Source organism: Bacillus sp. FSL L8-0152 (assembly GCF_038006365.1).
GTDB lineage: Bacteria > Bacillota > Bacilli > Bacillales > Bacillaceae_G > Bacillus_A > Bacillus_A cereus.
Window position 1 is genome coordinate 413,886 of record NZ_JBBOVB010000001.1, and the last position, 15,042, is coordinate 428,927.

Here is a 15,042-nt window from a genome sequence, read left to right on the forward strand (position 1 = left end):
AAAGTCAGTCATCATAAGCTTCATACTTAGGGGGATGTATATGTTATTACAAAAAGAAAGAGAAGAAATTGTAGCGTATGGAAAGAAAATGATTTCTAGTGGTTTAACAAAGGGGACGGGCGGTAATATTAGTATCTTTAATCGTGAACAAGGTCTTGTTGCGATTAGTCCAAGTGGTTTAGATTATTATGAAACAAAGCCTGAAGATGTAGTTATATTAAACTTAGATGGTGAAGTAGTAGAAGGAGAAAGAAAGCCATCAAGTGAACTAGATATGCACCTTATTTATTATAGAAAGCGTGAAGATATAAATGCACTTGTACACACACATTCTCCTTATGCAAAGACGATTGCATCATTAGGATGGGAACTTCCTGCAGTATCGTATTTAATTGCTTTTGCAGGCCCGAATGTACGCTGTGCGCCGTATGAGACATTTGGTACGAAGCAATTAGCAGATGCTGCTTTTGAAGGCATGATTGACCGCCGTGCAGTGTTACTTGCGAATCACGGTTTAATTGCTGGGGCAAATAATATAAAAATGGCGTTTACTATTGCAGAAGAGATTGAGTTTTGTGCTCAAATTTATTATCAAACGAAAAGCGTCGGAGAACCGAAGCTTTTGCCAGAAGATGAGATGGAGAATTTGGCGAAGAAGTTTGAAGGGTATGGGCAGCAGTAGAAATCTAACGGAAATGTTATTCAATGTGTATTAAAATGGCCGTGAAAGAATATATATTCTTCCATGGCCATTTTAGGATTTTAATTATTTAGATATATTTTTGAGTTGCGAATCTAATTTCCAAAAACCGATTCCTGAGAATAGTGCTGCTAATGAACCAATAATTGCAGCAATACCGATATCTCCGAACATCATTCCGCCCATTAAGATACCAAAAATTCCAATTAAGATAAGAATAATAGAAATAGCTTTCATTATACGATACTCCTTAAAACGTAAAAGTTATATGTGATAATATAACATTAATAGATTTTACAATCAAAAATATTTTGTTCAGGAATTGTATTGAGGTAGGAAATATGAATGGTGAATAAAGGGTTAGGAGAAGGAAACGAAAGGAAAAAACATCCTCAAAATTGAGGATGTTTTTACGCTTTCTTAAGCAACAAATACATAAAGTAAGGAGCCCCAATTAAAGCAACGACAATACCTGCTGGAATGCCATTAGGATCAACGATATTTCGCCCGATTGTGTCTGCTAGTAGTAATAACCATCCGCCAATTAAAACGGCGATAGGCATGAATATTTGATGTCTTGGACCTACTAAAGATTTCGCGATATGAGGAGCCATTAATCCGATAAAGCTAATTCCTCCTGTTACGGAAACAGCTGCGGCTGCAAGTGCAACGGCTGCGATTAATAAGTATCTTCGTTCTTTTTCAATTTCAATTCCAACACCGATTGCGACCGGTTCGTTTAATGCTAGAATGTTTAATCGATTTGCTTTATAGAAGACAAATGGGATTAATACAATTAGCCATGGAAGCATTGCTAAAACAAATGTCCAATCATCTCCCCAAATGTTTCCGGCAATCCATTTTGAGATAAAGTCCACTTTCATACGATCAGCGGATGAAATAAGGACAATCATCGCTCCAGATAGTGCAAATGCAAAACCGATACCAGTTAATGTTAATCGTATTGGTTGAAGTCCAGTTGATTTACTATATGAAAATACGTAAATTAGAACAGCTGTCAGAAATGCCCCAATAAATCCAACGACAGGTAGTAAGTAAAGAAATGAACCTACGTCTATTGGAAAGTATAAAAAGAAAATAGCAACAGCAACACCAGCCCCAGAGTTAATACCAAGAATACCAGGTTCAGCTAAATCATTTCGGGTAATTCCTTGCAGAATAGCCCCTGATAAAGCGAGAGCCATACCAGCTAATAATGTAATGACAATTCTAGGTAGTCTTAAAGAGTATAAAACGAACTCCTCTTTAAAAGTCCCTTGCCCCATTAATGTTGGGAGTAGTCGATCATAAGATAAAGATGCTGAACCAAGTCCCATTCCAACTACAATGGTTGTGATGATTACTATAAGTAAAGCGAGTATAATGAGACGCCGTTTTCTTAAAATAGATTGCATCATGAGAATGTTTTTCCTCCTTTACGTACAATGAATAGGAAGAATGGTAATCCTACAATCGCGACAATTGCCGCAACTGGTGTTTCGTACGGAGCGTTAATAGTACGTCCGATTGTATCTGCAAGTAGCATAAAGGAAGCTCCAGCAATTGCTGACATCGGTATAATAAATCGGTAATCTGGACCGACAATTGGGCGTACCATGTGAGGTACCATTAAACCGATAAATGCCATATTTCCAACAAGCGCTACAGATGCACCTGCAAGTAAGATAATAATGATAAATAAAATAGTTTTAATAACAATAATTTTTTGACCTAGTCCAATAGCCACTTCCTCACTGAAACTAAGAACTGTCAATTTTTTTGCTAGTAAGATAGCGATAAAGATACTAATTGAAATGACTGGAATAATAATTTTTAATTGGCTCCAAGTTGTTCCAATTACGCCCCCAGCAGTCCAAAGTGATACATCTTGTGAAATTTTAAAGTAAATGCCAATTCCTTCTGAAATTGCGAGTAGAAATGCTGAAACTGCGGCGCCCGCTAATACAATTCGAAGAGGAGAAAGACCGCCTTTTTTCACCATACCAATTCCAAATACCATAATTGCGCCAATTGCAGCACCGATAAAGCAAGCTAACGTTAAGTAAAGATAGCTAATGGAAGGATTGAAAGCAAGTGTTAGTGCAAGCGCAGCATTTGCTCCACCAGATAGCCCTAATAATCCAGGGTCCGCAAGTGGATTTCGTGTTAATCCTTGCATAATTGCTCCAGAAACGGCTAATCCAGCTCCTACAAAAATAGCAGCAACTTCACGTGGTAAACGTATTTCTCGAATAATAGATATTTTGTCTCCTTTAGCGGAGGAAGTGAGTGCTAACCATACATCTTTTATCGAAGTATCTGCAGCACCTAATACCATTGCAACCATAAAAATAAGAAAGAATGCAATTAAGCTTAAAATTAGTTTGTATGTAAAAGCTATAGAACGTGGATTATCATGATCTTTTGTCATTCGTTTCACATCTTTTCTGTTCATAGAATAAAGGAAGAGGAATTCTTAAATTAAGAATTCCTCATGTTTGTATTATTTACCAAGAAAGTTCTTCTTGAAGAAGTCTAGTTGGAAATCTAATGTAAGTGGATCATTGAAATAGAATTCCATCATGTTTGCTTCATATACGCGATTATTTTTTACTGCTGGGATGTTTTTATATGATTCTGTCTCTTGGAATGAGTTATCAGTATCTTTGTTTTTACTTACGATTAAGTAATCACCAGCAAATTCAGGTAATACCTCAGTAGATAATGCGTAGTAACCTTCTTTTAATGCTTTTTCTTTTACTTTTTCAGGCATTTTTAATTTCATTTCTTGGTACAGAATTTCTGTTCCGCGGCCCCAGTTTTCGCCGTATACATAAAGCTGTTTGTTGAAGTTTTCTACAACAGAAACTGTTGCATCTTCACCGATTTTTGCTTTAATTTCTTTACCAGCTTCTTGTGCACGTTTCTTGAAGTCATCAACCCAAGTTTTTGCTTCTTTTTCTTTGTTTAATAACTTACCAATTTCTAAATGCTGTGTTAAGTAATCAACTTTTCCGTAAGTGTATGTTACAGTAGGAGCAATTTTCTTTAACTTATCGACATTTTTAACATTTGATAAACCAATGATTAAATCTGGATCTAGTTCAGCGATTTTTTCAACATTTTCATCTGATACTTCAGCAACATCTTTAAGTTTACTATCAAAACGTGGGTTTTGTTTAGACCATGAATCTACCCCAACAAGATTTACACCTAATGACATTACGTTACCAGCGAATGATGATAGTACAACAACGCGTTTTGGATTTGCAGGAACTTCTACTTTACCATTTTCAGATTGGTATGTAATTGTTTCTGATTTACTACCTTTTGCATCGTTCTTTTTGTCTGTAGAGCCATTGCTACAAGCACTCATAACAAGAACGAAAAGAACTGTTAGTGAAATAAATAACTTTTTCATCGTCTTTCTCCTTTAACATAGATGATATGTGTATACAATAATTTGTTTAACTGTAATCTTTTTGAAAGAGTAGTGGTAAAGCAAAATGATTTATTAAAAATCTTGAATATGAGATTTTATAATATAGTATTAACCATATTAATGAAAGAAGATGTAATCTCAAATTTGCTAATTATTAACAAAATGATAATGATTATCACTATTGATTCTTTAAATAATATAATTTTATATAGGTGTATTGTCAATAGTAATTTTGATTGTAAATTTTGCGGAAACAGGTTATATTTTATTGAGAATGATAATCAATGATTAATAGCTGAGGAGTGAGCACGAATGAATCGAGAAGAATTGTTTGATGTAACCGTGATAGGCGGAGGACCTGCAGGGCTTTATTCAGCTTTTTATAGTGGACTCAGAGAAATGAAAACAAAAATAATAGAATTTCAACCACATTTAGGTGGAAAAATACATGTGTATCCGGAAAAGATGATTTGGGATGTAGGAGGACTATTGCCAGTTACAGGTGATAAGTTAATTGAACAACTTGTACAGCAAGGGTTAACATTTAAGCCGGAAGTTGTATTAGATACAAAAGTAGAATCGATTATTCGTAATCAAGATGGTACTTTTACATTAAAAACAAGTAATGGCGAAGAACACTTTTCAAAAACAGTTATCGTCGCAACAGGAAGTGGTATATTGAAACCGCAAAAGTTATCTATTGAAGGTGCTGAGCGATTTGAAGTATCGAATTTAAATTATACAGTTAAATCTTTAAAGCGTTTCAAAGGTAAAACAGTTATTATTTCCGGTGGAGGCAATTCTGCTGTTGATTGGGCAAATGAATTGGAACCAATTGCGAAAAAAGTGTATGTAACCTATAGAAAAGAAGAATTATCTGGTCATGAAGCACAAGTAAAACAACTTATGAACAGCTCAGCGGAGTGTTTCTTTAATACATCGATTACAAAATTAATTGCTGGTGATAATCATGAAGCGATCGAATATGTAGAATTAACAAATCATGAAACAGGTGAGGTTTCTCACTTACCTATTGATGAAGTTATTATTAATCATGGATATGAACGCGACATTACATTATTAGAAAATAGTGAGTTAGACGTTGCAATTATAGATAATTATTATATTGCAGGTAATGCAAATAGTGAGTCTTCAGTAGATGGATTATATGCTGCTGGAGATATTTTAAAGCATGAAGGGAAACTACACTTAATTGCAGGTGCATTCCAAGATGCTGGAAATGCTGTGAATAAAGCAAAGCAATTTATCCAACCAGATGCAAGTGAGTACGGAATGGTTTCTTCTCATAATGAAGTATTTAAGAAGAGAAATCGCGAACTGATTAAGCAGATGATAAAATAATAAGGAACAAGTATACCCCCACATACTTCTCTATTCAAATGGATGAGAGATGTACGTGGGGGTTTTCCTGTTTACTATATTTTCAATCATTATAATGACACCGGTTTCATCAGTTCATATGATATGAACATTTTTATTGGTAAAGCATCTTAGAAAACAATTTAGCTATGTTTTGCTTGCGCAGAACATGGCTAAATTACGCTGTCCCTTTAGCGCGTTCATTAGGAAATGGCATATTTAGTATAGAAGCAATATATTGTTTTCCATGTTTTCGAGCCAATGATTCTAATATTTGACGGACGCGTTTTGTAAGATGGCCTTGTTTTTTGATGGCTTCACAATATGCGTCATAGAAAGCATATTTAGCCCAAAGGAAATCATCTTGTTGGAATAAGAAATGATTTTTGTACCATTCACCAATTGTATGATAACAATTGTTTTCATGTATTGCTGTGCTTTGAGAAAGAAAACGATCAGATAAAGATACATTCAAATGAGAAATTGTGTTTTCTGTTTCAACTTGTAGTGTTTTTTCTAACATTGTAATGATGTGACGAGTAGCCATATGTTAACTCTCCTTTGTGTAAATGGGTAATACCATTCTATATTTAAAAAATTCTTACTATATAATACTATACAATATATGGAATGCATCTACCTGCTTTTTGAACTGCATTTACAAAATCTTTTTTATTTGTTTACAAAAATAAAGTAAAGTAAGATACAGTATAGATGAAAAAATAATAAAGGAATGAACGCATTGTATATAACAGTAGAAGAGACTGCGGAGTATTTGAATTTACCAAAATCGTATATTGAAGAGTTAATTCAGCAAAAGAAAATTCGTGCGCTATTCGATGGAGAGCAATATTTAGTAAATAAAGAACAATTTAATACACATTTAGAACAAATGGAGAAATATAAGCAATTAGTGGAAGAAATATTGAACGAACCAATTCCAGAAGATATGGATGTTAAAGACGAAGATTAAACTATGGAAAATCCCTTATGAAGATATGCAGAAATGTATATTCATAAGGGATTTTTTGTTTGAAGATATCAAAAACATAAGGAGTTCTTAGCCTTTCCTCAAATTTTGATAGGTAGTAGTCTACCATGTTAAAAGCATATTTTTTTCTAGCTAGGACAAACATAGAGAACGTAACCTGTACAGATACATATACTATCAGTGCAAAAGCTTATAAATTAATGGAAGGGGTTTTCTCGTGAGTTTATTTCATTGTGATTTTCTGAAAGACTTAATTGGATCTTTTGTGAGAGTAAACAGGGGTGGTCCAGAATCTCAAAAAGGGACAATAATATCAGTATGTCCGGACTACTTCGTATTGAAGAATGAAAAAGGTGAGCTTTATTACTATCAACTTAGCCATCTGAAAAGTATTACGAAAAATGCAAAAGACTGTGGATCAAGTGATTGCGATTGGGAAGATTGCGAATGTGCAGACGACTTTGAAGCACTACTTCTAAGCTTCAAATATTGCTGGGTGAAAATTAATCGCGGTGGTCCAGAGAAAGTGGAAGGAATTTTACAAGATGTTTCTTGTGACTTCGTTACATTAATTGTAAAAGAAGAAGTTATATTAATTGCAATAAAGCATATTAAAAGTGTTAACTATAATGCATTAGCATGCGGAGAGAGCGATGAGAGCGACGATAGTAAGGAAAGTAGCGATAATTCAGGTCGCGCTCGCGCACAAAGACAATCAAGTAGAGGAAGATAATAAGAAAGGGGGATACAAAATTGGAGAACGTATTATGCTGTGACCAAATTAAATGTTTAGTTGGTGAGAATGTAAAAGTAAATCTTCGCGGACCAGAAAGTCGAGTAGGGACACTGGTATCGTTAGGAAAAGACTATCTTACATTACAACTACCTCATGGTGAATTAGTATATTATCAGTTGAAACATGTGAAGAGTCTAGTGAAGAAAGTGAAAGAAAGTAAATGTGGCGATTGCTATAGTTCATGTTTCTGCTCTGATGAGGATACTTTTTTAGATATATTAAAAGACTTGAAGTATAAGTGGATAAAAATTAATCGTGGCGGTCCAGAGTGTGTGGAAGGTTTATTAAGTGAGGTACACCATGGCTGTATTACACTAGTAAACGGCGATGAAGTTATTTATGTAATTAAGTCTCATATTAAGAGTGTGAGTCAAGTAGTTAAATGTAAAAAGAATGAAGATGAATAATGTTTAATAAATAAGAGGGGCATTATGAGGGAAAGAGAAGAACAATTTCTTATTTCGATAGTATGAAAAGGAATTACTTACTATTAAAACAGAACTTTGCCCTGATTATTTTTTTAGAAATGGAAGACAGGTAAGAAGAAATTCATAGGAAGGAGGATATAGATGAATGAGTTAAACAAAAGTATTGGAGAAAATATATATGTTAAATTAATCGGTGAAAAAAGATTTAAAGGTGTATTAATTGATGTAGGAAATGATATCGTTGTTCTTTACAATGGACAAGATTACGTATATATATCTTTATATCATGTACAATACTATAAATTTTTAAGACCATATGACGAAGAAATATTAAAACCAGATGTTGATTCTGTAATTAAGAGGGAATCCCCTTCAATTTCTTTGAGAAAAGTATTAAGTACTTCTAAAGGGATTTTTACAGAAGTTTATGTAGCAGGAAATGCTCCAATACATGGTTATGTTACAAGTGTGATGAACGATTATATTGTTTTTTATAGTCCGGTTTATAAAACGGTATATATATCTTTAAAGCATTTAAAATGGTTAATTCCGTATAAAGAAAACCAAGTACCGTATGCCCTCAATAAAAATGAACTCCCCGTAAATCCGTTAAATATTACGTTAGCTAGAACGTTTGAAGAACAGCTTATTAAAATGACAGGGAAAATTATGGTGTTCGATTTAGGTGAGGAGTCCAATAAAATTGGAAAAATGGCGAAAATTGATGAAGGTCATATTGAAATATCAAAAGCACGTGATGCAAAAATGTATGTGAATATTCAACATGTAAAATCTGTCCATTGTCCGTAAGCTAGTTGAAAGGGCTGGCTTTTTCTTTTATATGCAGAAGAAAAGGTCGAGCCTATTTGTTTAGCTCGATTTGAATATGAGGGGAAAATGAATTGAATATAAATATACTATGGTGTGATTTTTTAAAAAAATTTTGCACTTATTTATAAAGAAATGTGTACGAGCTATCTTTTTATGTATTCAATTTATTTTTTGAGGAGGAGCTGCTCAACTAATTTATTAAAGGGGTTTTGTTTGTGGAGCAGTTTCCTAATTCGTTATCAATTACATTGCTTGGTAGTGCTGGTGGAGCAGCAAAAGCAGTTTTAGCAATTTTAAATCAAGCGATAGTAAATGAAAAAGATCCAATTTATGAATCGATAAAGAATGTCAAATTTCATTTGGTTGATATAAAACAAAAAGATAGGACTTATTATGATGAGTTGTTTCCAAATTTGAAAGATCAATTGTTTTTATACGAAATAGACCTTCAAGATGTAGTGAAATTTAAACAACATTTAAAAGAAAAAAGGACGAGTGTTGTTATTGATGTTTCAGGGGCAGATACAATTCGAGTATTAAGCTGCTGTAATGAACTTGGAATTTGTTATATTAATTCAGCCTTGGAAAATGAGGCGGTAGATCAGGACGATAGTTTAATCGGCTTTCAGCTTACGGAAAGATATACAAGGTTTGAGAAGGAGAAAGAGAAATTTACAAATACAAAAGCGATTATAGGTTCAGGGATGAATCCAGGTGTTGTTCAATGGATGGTTGTTGAACTTATGAAGGAACGACCAAATGAAAGGCCAAGAGCATGTTATATTGTAGAACATGATACGTCGTTTTTGAATGATACAGCACTTATAAAGCCACATACACTTTATGCTTCATGGGCAGTAGAGCGATTTTTAGATGAAGCGATCTGGAGTTATCCGATGTATATGAGTCATCATCGTCCTCTTTACTTTTATGAAGATGTATACGCTTCAGAGTATAAAGTGAAGTTAGGAGAAAAAGAATTCTATGGTTGTTTAATGCCACATGAGGAAGTATTAATTTTAGGGAAAAACTTCAATATGGAAGTTGGTTTTCTTTACCGAATTAATGAGTATACAACAAATATAATTAGACAGAACTTAGATCAAGTAGAAGATTTATGGAACTGGAATCGTAAAGTGTTTAATCCAGCGGAAGAAGAGATTGCTGGAGAGGACCTGGTCGGTGTGTTACTCGTTTATGAAAATAGTGAGACATATATGTATAATGTGATGAATAGTAGCCAAGTTTTTCGTAAGTATAAAACAAATGCAACGTATTTCCAGGTAGGGTGCGGGATTTATGCGGGCTTGTGCAGTTTACTTTTAGATCAATTTGAACAAGGTGCTTATTACGTCGAGGAGTTGTTATTAAATACAGAAAGTAAGTACGGTGAGTATTTAAATTTATATATGAAGGATTTTGTAATGGGGCATAATAAATTTACTGATGGATTGTTACATGATAGGGTAAGATGGATGTAAGTTGTTACCAAAAGGAAGGAGAAATCTCCTTCCTTTTAGTATTATAAGGTTAAATATTGCCCTGAAAGCAATTTCATACTTATACTTTAAGGAGATAACAATGAAAGTTTTTTGTATCGATCAAGGGGAGTTTTTATATGAACAAATACAAGAGCTTGATTTATGAAGAAAGAAGAGCCTTAAAGGTATTTATATTATTATTCTATATTATATTCTTTTTATATGACGCTATATATTATTTTGTATATCCTGCTATGAATATTAGTGGAACAGCGGTAGGGTGGCCAGAAGGTAGTCTTGGGATAGGTGTGCCTATATTTGTAATAGCATTATTTCCTATTTCTATATATCTTCAAAAAAGAGGGTATGTATATTCTGTAAAATATTTATTTTTATTTGGGTACATGTTTATCAATCTTGTTAATAATTTAATGATTTATTTGCGAACGGATAGACCTTTTGAACATGGTAGTATGGTAGAAATGTTATTAATTTTATTTGCCCCAGTTTTCGTGAATAGGAAATACTTTTATTTAGTGTCCTTTAGTGTAATTGGAAAGTACGTATTTTTCACATTGCTATTACAAGATTTAAAAGTGATAATTCCACTTGTTTTATGTGTATTTTATTTCATTATTTCACATTCTTTATTAAAACGATTTCAATCTTATGTAAGAACAGTGGTTGAAATGATGAACAATATGAAAGAGACGGAAAATTTAGCTGTGATTGGGACTATGTCTACAACAATTGCCCATGAAATTCGAAATCCGCTAACAGCGTTAAAAGGGTTTACGCAAATGCAAAAAGAAAGAAATCCAACTGATACGATGAGCTACGACATTATGCTACAAGAAATTGAAAGGGTTAATGGATTTGTTAGTGAATTGATGTTGTTAGGAAAACCAAAGCCAACAAATTATGAAAGGTGTAATATACGAGACATCCTTCTATATGTTGTGCATCTAATGGAAAGTTATGCAACGCAATATAGAGTTAAATGTCATTTACAAGTAGATGGGAATTTACCGGCTATAAACGGTGATGATAAGCAATTAAAACAAGTGTTATTAAATATCATTAAAAATGGAATAGAATCAATGCCAGAGGGTGGAGAAATTTATATCCGTGCATATCAAAAAACGCAAGGACATTTGTGTATTTCTGTTGAAGACCAAGGATTTGGTATAGAAAATGAGAAGTTAGAAAAAATCGGCAAGGCGTTTTACACAACAAAGGAGAATGGTACAGGACTTGGATTAATGATTACATATAAAATTATTAAGGAACATCAAGGAAGTATCACAATCCAAAGTAGTGTAGGAGTAGGAACGAAAGTAGAAATTTTTCTTCCGAGCGTTTAATGTATTGAGAGAAAAGATTTTTCAGAAAAGTGTTCTTGTTGTGTAAATATAAACATTTTATAAAATGTTTCAAGAAGGGTTTTTTTTATAAAATACTTCGTTTATAATGGAGGAAAATATCGACATGAGATTGATTGCTCATGTAACGGTTCAGTAGTGTTATGAAAAGATAAGAAGGGGTGCACGCGCATCCTTTTTTCTATGCAGATATTATGAAAGAGGTGGTATGATGGAATTAACATTAAATTCGACTGTATGTTTACATACAATTCAATTTAGAAAAGAGCAAAAGAATTATATTGTAAAAGATACAATTACAGGAGAAAAATATGAAATGCCGCCACTTTGGATTGATGCACTAGCAATGATGCGTGACGGTTTTTTATTGGGAGAAATTGAGGAGAAATTAAAAGAAGAGTATCCAGCTGAAGAAGTAAATATGTTAGCGTTCACGAGGCAACTGTTAGAGCTGGAACTTGTTGAAATGGTAGATGGTGAAGAGATAGCTTGCACAAAGAAGAAAGAGATAGACTGTTTAGCTTGGGTGCGTCCTCGTGTGGAACAATTCTTTCTTAATTTAAATAGAAAATATAGAAGCAAAGGTCAGTAATGACCTTTGCTTTTTTTGTAGCCTCATTTAAAAAATAACAGCGAATGCTCTTGCGAAAGCACCGTCGCTATCTTTAATTTTTAAAGGTGCTGCTGAGAAGAAGAAACGTTTCGTGTGAATGGCATCTAAGTTTGTTAAGTTTTCGATTAAATAAATATTATTCCCAAGTAGTATGTGATGAATTGGTGATGTTTCTGTCGTTACCTCATCAGGAGAAATAAAATCTAAACCGACAGATTTTACTTTTAATTGTACTAGTTCCTCGGCTAATTCTTCAGAAAGATAAAAAGCTTCTTTCTCATACGCCCCCGTGTTCCATTTAGTAGATAGATTGGAATGGAAAATAACAATATCTCCTTCTTTTATATCAGCATCGTGCAGTACTTCTTTAGGTAGTTTTCGTTCTTGTACATGAGTTACATCAATAAGAACAGCTTCACCTACAAATTGATCCAGCGGTAATTGATCGATGGTCGTTGCGCCTGAAATAAAATGCGCAGGAGCATCACAATGCGTGCCAACATGAACGACAGAATGAAAATCTGTAACTTGATAGCCTGATTCTTCAACACGTGTAACAGCTTCTAGTTGTATTTTAGGTGTTCCAGGAAATTGAGACATATTATTTTCAAATGTTTGTGATAAATCAATTACTTTCATTTTACATACCTCCAATATATGTTTTTCAAATAATAAAAAGCTCATCCTTCAGTATCAAGAAAGATGAGCCTTACATGCTAGTTGAGTTTTATCTTCCAAAATGCAATGCATTTTGCAGGAATTAGCACCTATTCAGTTCGTATAAACTGAGGTTGCTGGGCTTCAAAGGGCCAGTCCCTCTGCCTCTCTTGATAAAGAAGTATTCAGTTTCAAAATCTTAATTTTCTGATAGTTAAATTGTAATTCATTTCCTTTTTGTGTGCAATACAAAATAGGTATTCACCCAAATAAAGCCGCTCGCATATTGTAGCTTATGTAAATACAATGCTGCGAAGGAGTGAGTGCAGTGACAGGAAATGTATTGAATTATTATGCTGGTGGTAATACAGCTAGGGGATTTCACAATTTATACGAAGAGAATTTAAAAGGATTAGACAGATTATTTATCTTAAAGGGTGGTCCAGGAACGGGAAAATCTTCTTTAATAAAGGCAATAGGTCGTGAATGGGTTGGAAAAGGATATGATATTGAATTTTTACATTGTTCTTCTGACAATAAATCGGTTGATGGTGTAATTATCCCACAATTAAAAGTAGGAATTGTTGATGGGACATCACCGCATGTTATTGAGCCAAAAATGCCAGGAGTTGTTGAAGAGTATATAAATTTAGGAATTGCTTGGGACTCAGATAAACTAAGAAAGCAGAAGTTAGAAATTGAAAGATTTGTTTCAGAAGCAAGCAAAGCTTTTCAGTCTGCTTACGCACGTTTTAAAGAGGCATTGGTTATACATGATGAGTGGGAGAAGATATATATTGATAATATAGATTTTAATAAAGCAAATGAACTAACCGATCAGCTAATCCAGAAATTATTTGCAGATAAAAGCGGGAGACAATCGCTTGTCAAACATCGTTTTTTAGGAGCTGCAACACCGAAAGGAGCAGTTGACTTTGTTCCTAATTTAACAGAAGGGTTACCACATCGTTATTTTATAAAAGGCCGCCCAGGCTCTGGAAAATCAACGATGCTCAAAAAGTTAGCTAAGGCAGCTGAAGAAAAAGGATTTGAAGTTGAAGTATATCATTGCGGATTTGACCCGAATAGTCTTGATATGGTTATCGTAAGAGAATTAGGCTTTGCAATTTTTGATAGCACCGCACCGCATGAATATTTTCCAAGTCGCGAAGGTGATGAAATTGTTGATATGTATGCCCTTATTGTTACGCCAGGGACGGATGAGAAATATGCGAAGGAAATTCGTGATGTTTCCATTCAGTATAAAGCAAAAATGAATGAGGCAATGTCTTTCTTAGCGAAAGCAAAATCGGTTCGTGATAAATTAGAACGAATTTATATTGCTGCTATGGATTTTTCAATAGTAGATGCATATAAAGAGGAGATTCAAAAAGAGTTTGAACGAATTGCTGCTACTGTAATCGAAAAGCAACAATAGAAGTTTTATTAGGCTGTCAGTAATTTCTGACAGTTTTTTTAGTATGTAGTAAAATTAATAGTGTATTGTCGAATTTCCAAGGAAATAATCAAAAAATGGAGATGTTATGAAATGAGAGAGAAAATCGAGTTGGAGTTAGAAAGAATTGAAAAAGAGAATGATGTAAAAATTTTATTTGCGGTGGAATCAGGGAGTCGTGCTTGGGGATTTCCATCGAAAGATAGCGATTATGATGTTAGGTTTGTTTATATACATCCGGTAGAATGGTATTTATCAATTCATGACAAACGTGATGTAATTGAATATCCAATTAGTGATGATTTAGATATAAGTGGTTGGGATATTAAAAAGGCGTTGCAACTATTCGCGAAGTCGAACCCAGCTTTACTTGAGTGGATTCGATCACCAATTTTTTATTCGGAAAACTCTAATTTTCCAGAACTACTTCAACAGATGAGTGAGAAGAATTTTGATCCAAAAGCAACGATATATCATTATTTACATATGGCGTCGAAAAATTATCGTGAATTTTTGCAAGGTGAGAATGTAAAGCTGAAAAAGTACTTTTATGTATTACGTCCTATTTTAGCTTGTAAGTGGCTAGAAGAGAAAGCAACTTTACCACCTGTAGAATTTGATCGATTGATTACAGAATTACCATTAGAACGTAGTGTATTAGATGAGATTGAAAAGTTGTTAATAAAGAAAAAAGCGGGTACTGAATTAGATGTTGGATTGAAAATTAAGGTGCTAAATCAATTTTTAGAAGAACAAATTCATTACTATGGGCAATATGTAAAAGGAATTGAAAAGGGATCAGGGATCGATATTGAAATTTTAAATACACTATTTCGAGACATGCTGTTTGGAGCATATGAAAAAGAGCACAAGTAATGAACTGCA

At 33.7% G+C, this 15,042-nt stretch carries 17 protein-coding genes and 1 riboswitch; of the genes, 11 read left to right on the plus strand and 6 right to left on the minus strand.

Features of this window, described 5'->3' with window-relative positions; translation table 11 throughout:
* Nucleotides 1-40: 40 nt before the first annotated feature.
* Nucleotides 41-682, plus strand: coding sequence for an L-fuculose-phosphate aldolase (locus tag MHH27_RS02265; RefSeq protein ID WP_000926548.1), 642 nt, complete (start codon nt 41-43; stop codon nt 680-682).
* An 84-nt stretch (nt 683-766) separates the two neighbouring features.
* On the opposite strand, the gene MHH27_RS02270 is transcribed toward MHH27_RS02265, so the two are convergent.
* From MHH27_RS02270 to MHH27_RS02285, 4 genes are all read right to left on the minus strand, one after another.
* Nucleotides 767-937, minus strand: coding sequence for a hypothetical protein (locus MHH27_RS02270; RefSeq protein WP_000644466.1), 171 nt, complete (start codon nt 935-937; stop codon nt 767-769).
* A gap of 173 nt (nt 938-1,110) precedes the next feature.
* Nucleotides 1,111-2,118 (minus strand): FecCD family ABC transporter permease, encoded by a 1,008-nt coding sequence (locus MHH27_RS02275; protein WP_340941526.1) that lies wholly within the window; start codon nt 2,116-2,118, stop codon nt 1,111-1,113.
* On the minus strand, nt 2,115-3,155 hold the full coding sequence (locus MHH27_RS02280; RefSeq protein ID WP_340941528.1) for a FecCD family ABC transporter permease: 1,041 nt from the start codon (nt 3,153-3,155) through the stop codon (nt 2,115-2,117). The genes MHH27_RS02275 and MHH27_RS02280 overlap by 4 nt, the downstream gene beginning before the upstream one ends.
* Before the next feature lie 48 nt (nt 3,156-3,203).
* A complete protein-coding gene (locus MHH27_RS02285) occupies nt 3,204-4,121 on the minus strand; it encodes an iron-hydroxamate ABC transporter substrate-binding protein (RefSeq protein ID WP_098251208.1) in 918 nt (305 codons plus the stop codon).
* A 333-nt stretch (nt 4,122-4,454) separates the two neighbouring features.
* Here MHH27_RS02285 and MHH27_RS02290 point away from each other — a divergent pair, with 333 nt between their 5' ends.
* Nucleotides 4,455-5,504 carry an NAD(P)/FAD-dependent oxidoreductase gene (locus MHH27_RS02290; RefSeq protein ID WP_088023190.1) on the plus strand — a complete coding sequence of 350 codons (1,050 nt, stop codon included), beginning with the start codon at nt 4,455-4,457 and terminating at the stop codon, nt 5,502-5,504.
* Nucleotides 5,505-5,700: 196 nt separating this feature from the next.
* Here MHH27_RS02290 and MHH27_RS02295 read toward each other — a convergent pair whose 3' ends face one another.
* Nucleotides 5,701-6,069, minus strand: a complete 369-nt coding sequence (locus tag MHH27_RS02295; protein ID WP_000235474.1) for a hypothetical protein — start codon at nt 6,067-6,069, stop codon at nt 5,701-5,703.
* A gap of 186 nt (nt 6,070-6,255) precedes the next feature.
* Here MHH27_RS02295 and MHH27_RS02300 point away from each other — a divergent pair, with 186 nt between their 5' ends.
* The 7 genes from MHH27_RS02300 (at nt 6,256) to MHH27_RS02330 (ending at nt 12,023) form a co-directional block, all read left to right on the plus strand.
* On the plus strand, nt 6,256-6,495 hold the full coding sequence (locus MHH27_RS02300; RefSeq protein WP_001998970.1) for a helix-turn-helix domain-containing protein: 240 nt from the start codon (nt 6,256-6,258) through the stop codon (nt 6,493-6,495).
* A 235-nt stretch (nt 6,496-6,730) separates the two neighbouring features.
* Nucleotides 6,731-7,246 carry a hypothetical protein gene (locus MHH27_RS02305; protein ID WP_053565371.1) on the plus strand — a complete coding sequence of 172 codons (516 nt, stop codon included), beginning with the start codon at nt 6,731-6,733 and terminating at the stop codon, nt 7,244-7,246.
* A 20-nt stretch (nt 7,247-7,266) separates the two neighbouring features.
* Entirely contained in the window at nt 7,267-7,716 is a 450-nt protein-coding gene (locus tag MHH27_RS02310; protein WP_065229680.1) for a spore coat protein, read from the plus strand.
* A gap of 162 nt (nt 7,717-7,878) precedes the next feature.
* A complete protein-coding gene (locus MHH27_RS02315) occupies nt 7,879-8,547 on the plus strand; it encodes a hypothetical protein (protein WP_053565369.1) in 669 nt (222 codons plus the stop codon).
* Between the two features lie 236 nt (nt 8,548-8,783).
* Complete coding sequence (locus MHH27_RS02320) at nt 8,784-10,049, plus strand: S-adenosylmethionine decarboxylase related protein (RefSeq protein ID WP_098236027.1); 1,266 nt, start codon at nt 8,784-8,786, stop codon at nt 10,047-10,049.
* A gap of 137 nt (nt 10,050-10,186) precedes the next feature.
* Complete coding sequence (locus MHH27_RS02325) at nt 10,187-11,413, plus strand: ATP-binding protein (protein ID WP_090978200.1); 1,227 nt, start codon at nt 10,187-10,189, stop codon at nt 11,411-11,413.
* 229 nt (nt 11,414-11,642) lie between these two features.
* Nucleotides 11,643-12,023 carry a hypothetical protein gene (locus MHH27_RS02330; protein WP_016083694.1) on the plus strand — a complete coding sequence of 127 codons (381 nt, stop codon included), beginning with the start codon at nt 11,643-11,645 and terminating at the stop codon, nt 12,021-12,023.
* A 27-nt stretch (nt 12,024-12,050) separates the two neighbouring features.
* Here MHH27_RS02330 and MHH27_RS02335 read toward each other — a convergent pair whose 3' ends face one another.
* Nucleotides 12,051-12,683 carry a cyclase family protein gene (locus tag MHH27_RS02335; protein ID WP_340941532.1) on the minus strand — a complete coding sequence of 211 codons (633 nt, stop codon included), beginning with the start codon at nt 12,681-12,683 and terminating at the stop codon, nt 12,051-12,053.
* 85 nt (nt 12,684-12,768) lie between these two features.
* Nucleotides 12,769-12,881, minus strand: a riboswitch (SAM riboswitch).
* Between the two features lie 148 nt (nt 12,882-13,029).
* On the opposite strand from MHH27_RS02335, the gene MHH27_RS02340 reads away from it, so the two are divergent.
* Both MHH27_RS02340 and MHH27_RS02345 read left to right on the plus strand, forming a co-directional pair.
* Entirely contained in the window at nt 13,030-14,139 is a 1,110-nt protein-coding gene (locus MHH27_RS02340; protein ID WP_340941534.1) for a PRK06851 family protein, read from the plus strand.
* A 111-nt stretch (nt 14,140-14,250) separates the two neighbouring features.
* A complete protein-coding gene (locus MHH27_RS02345; protein ID WP_340941536.1) occupies nt 14,251-15,033 on the plus strand; it encodes a nucleotidyltransferase domain-containing protein in 783 nt (260 codons plus the stop codon).
* Nucleotides 15,034-15,042: the final 9 nt, after the last annotated feature.

Coding starts and splice junctions, on each gene's coding strand:
- MHH27_RS02330 (WP_016083694.1), top strand. CDS start 11,643: ATGGAATTAACATTAAATTCGACTGTATGTTTACATACAATTCAATTT.
- MHH27_RS02335 (WP_340941532.1), bottom strand. CDS start 12,683: ATGAAAGTAATTGATTTATCACAAACATTTGAAAATAATATGTCTCAA.
- MHH27_RS02285 (WP_098251208.1), bottom strand. CDS start 4,121: ATGAAAAAGTTATTTATTTCACTAACAGTTCTTTTCGTTCTTGTTATG.
- MHH27_RS02345 (WP_340941536.1), top strand. CDS start 14,251: ATGAGAGAGAAAATCGAGTTGGAGTTAGAAAGAATTGAAAAAGAGAAT.
- MHH27_RS02275 (WP_340941526.1), bottom strand. CDS start 2,118: ATGATGCAATCTATTTTAAGAAAACGGCGTCTCATTATACTCGCTTTA.
- MHH27_RS02315 (WP_053565369.1), top strand. CDS start 7,879: ATGAATGAGTTAAACAAAAGTATTGGAGAAAATATATATGTTAAATTA.
- MHH27_RS02325 (WP_090978200.1), top strand. CDS start 10,187: ATGAACAAATACAAGAGCTTGATTTATGAAGAAAGAAGAGCCTTAAAG.
- MHH27_RS02290 (WP_088023190.1), top strand. CDS start 4,455: ATGAATCGAGAAGAATTGTTTGATGTAACCGTGATAGGCGGAGGACCT.
- MHH27_RS02300 (WP_001998970.1), top strand. CDS start 6,256: ATGAACGCATTGTATATAACAGTAGAAGAGACTGCGGAGTATTTGAAT.
- MHH27_RS02265 (WP_000926548.1), top strand. CDS start 41: ATGTTATTACAAAAAGAAAGAGAAGAAATTGTAGCGTATGGAAAGAAA.
- MHH27_RS02270 (WP_000644466.1), bottom strand. CDS start 937: ATGAAAGCTATTTCTATTATTCTTATCTTAATTGGAATTTTTGGTATC.
- MHH27_RS02295 (WP_000235474.1), bottom strand. CDS start 6,069: ATGGCTACTCGTCACATCATTACAATGTTAGAAAAAACACTACAAGTT.
- MHH27_RS02280 (WP_340941528.1), bottom strand. CDS start 3,155: ATGAACAGAAAAGATGTGAAACGAATGACAAAAGATCATGATAATCCA.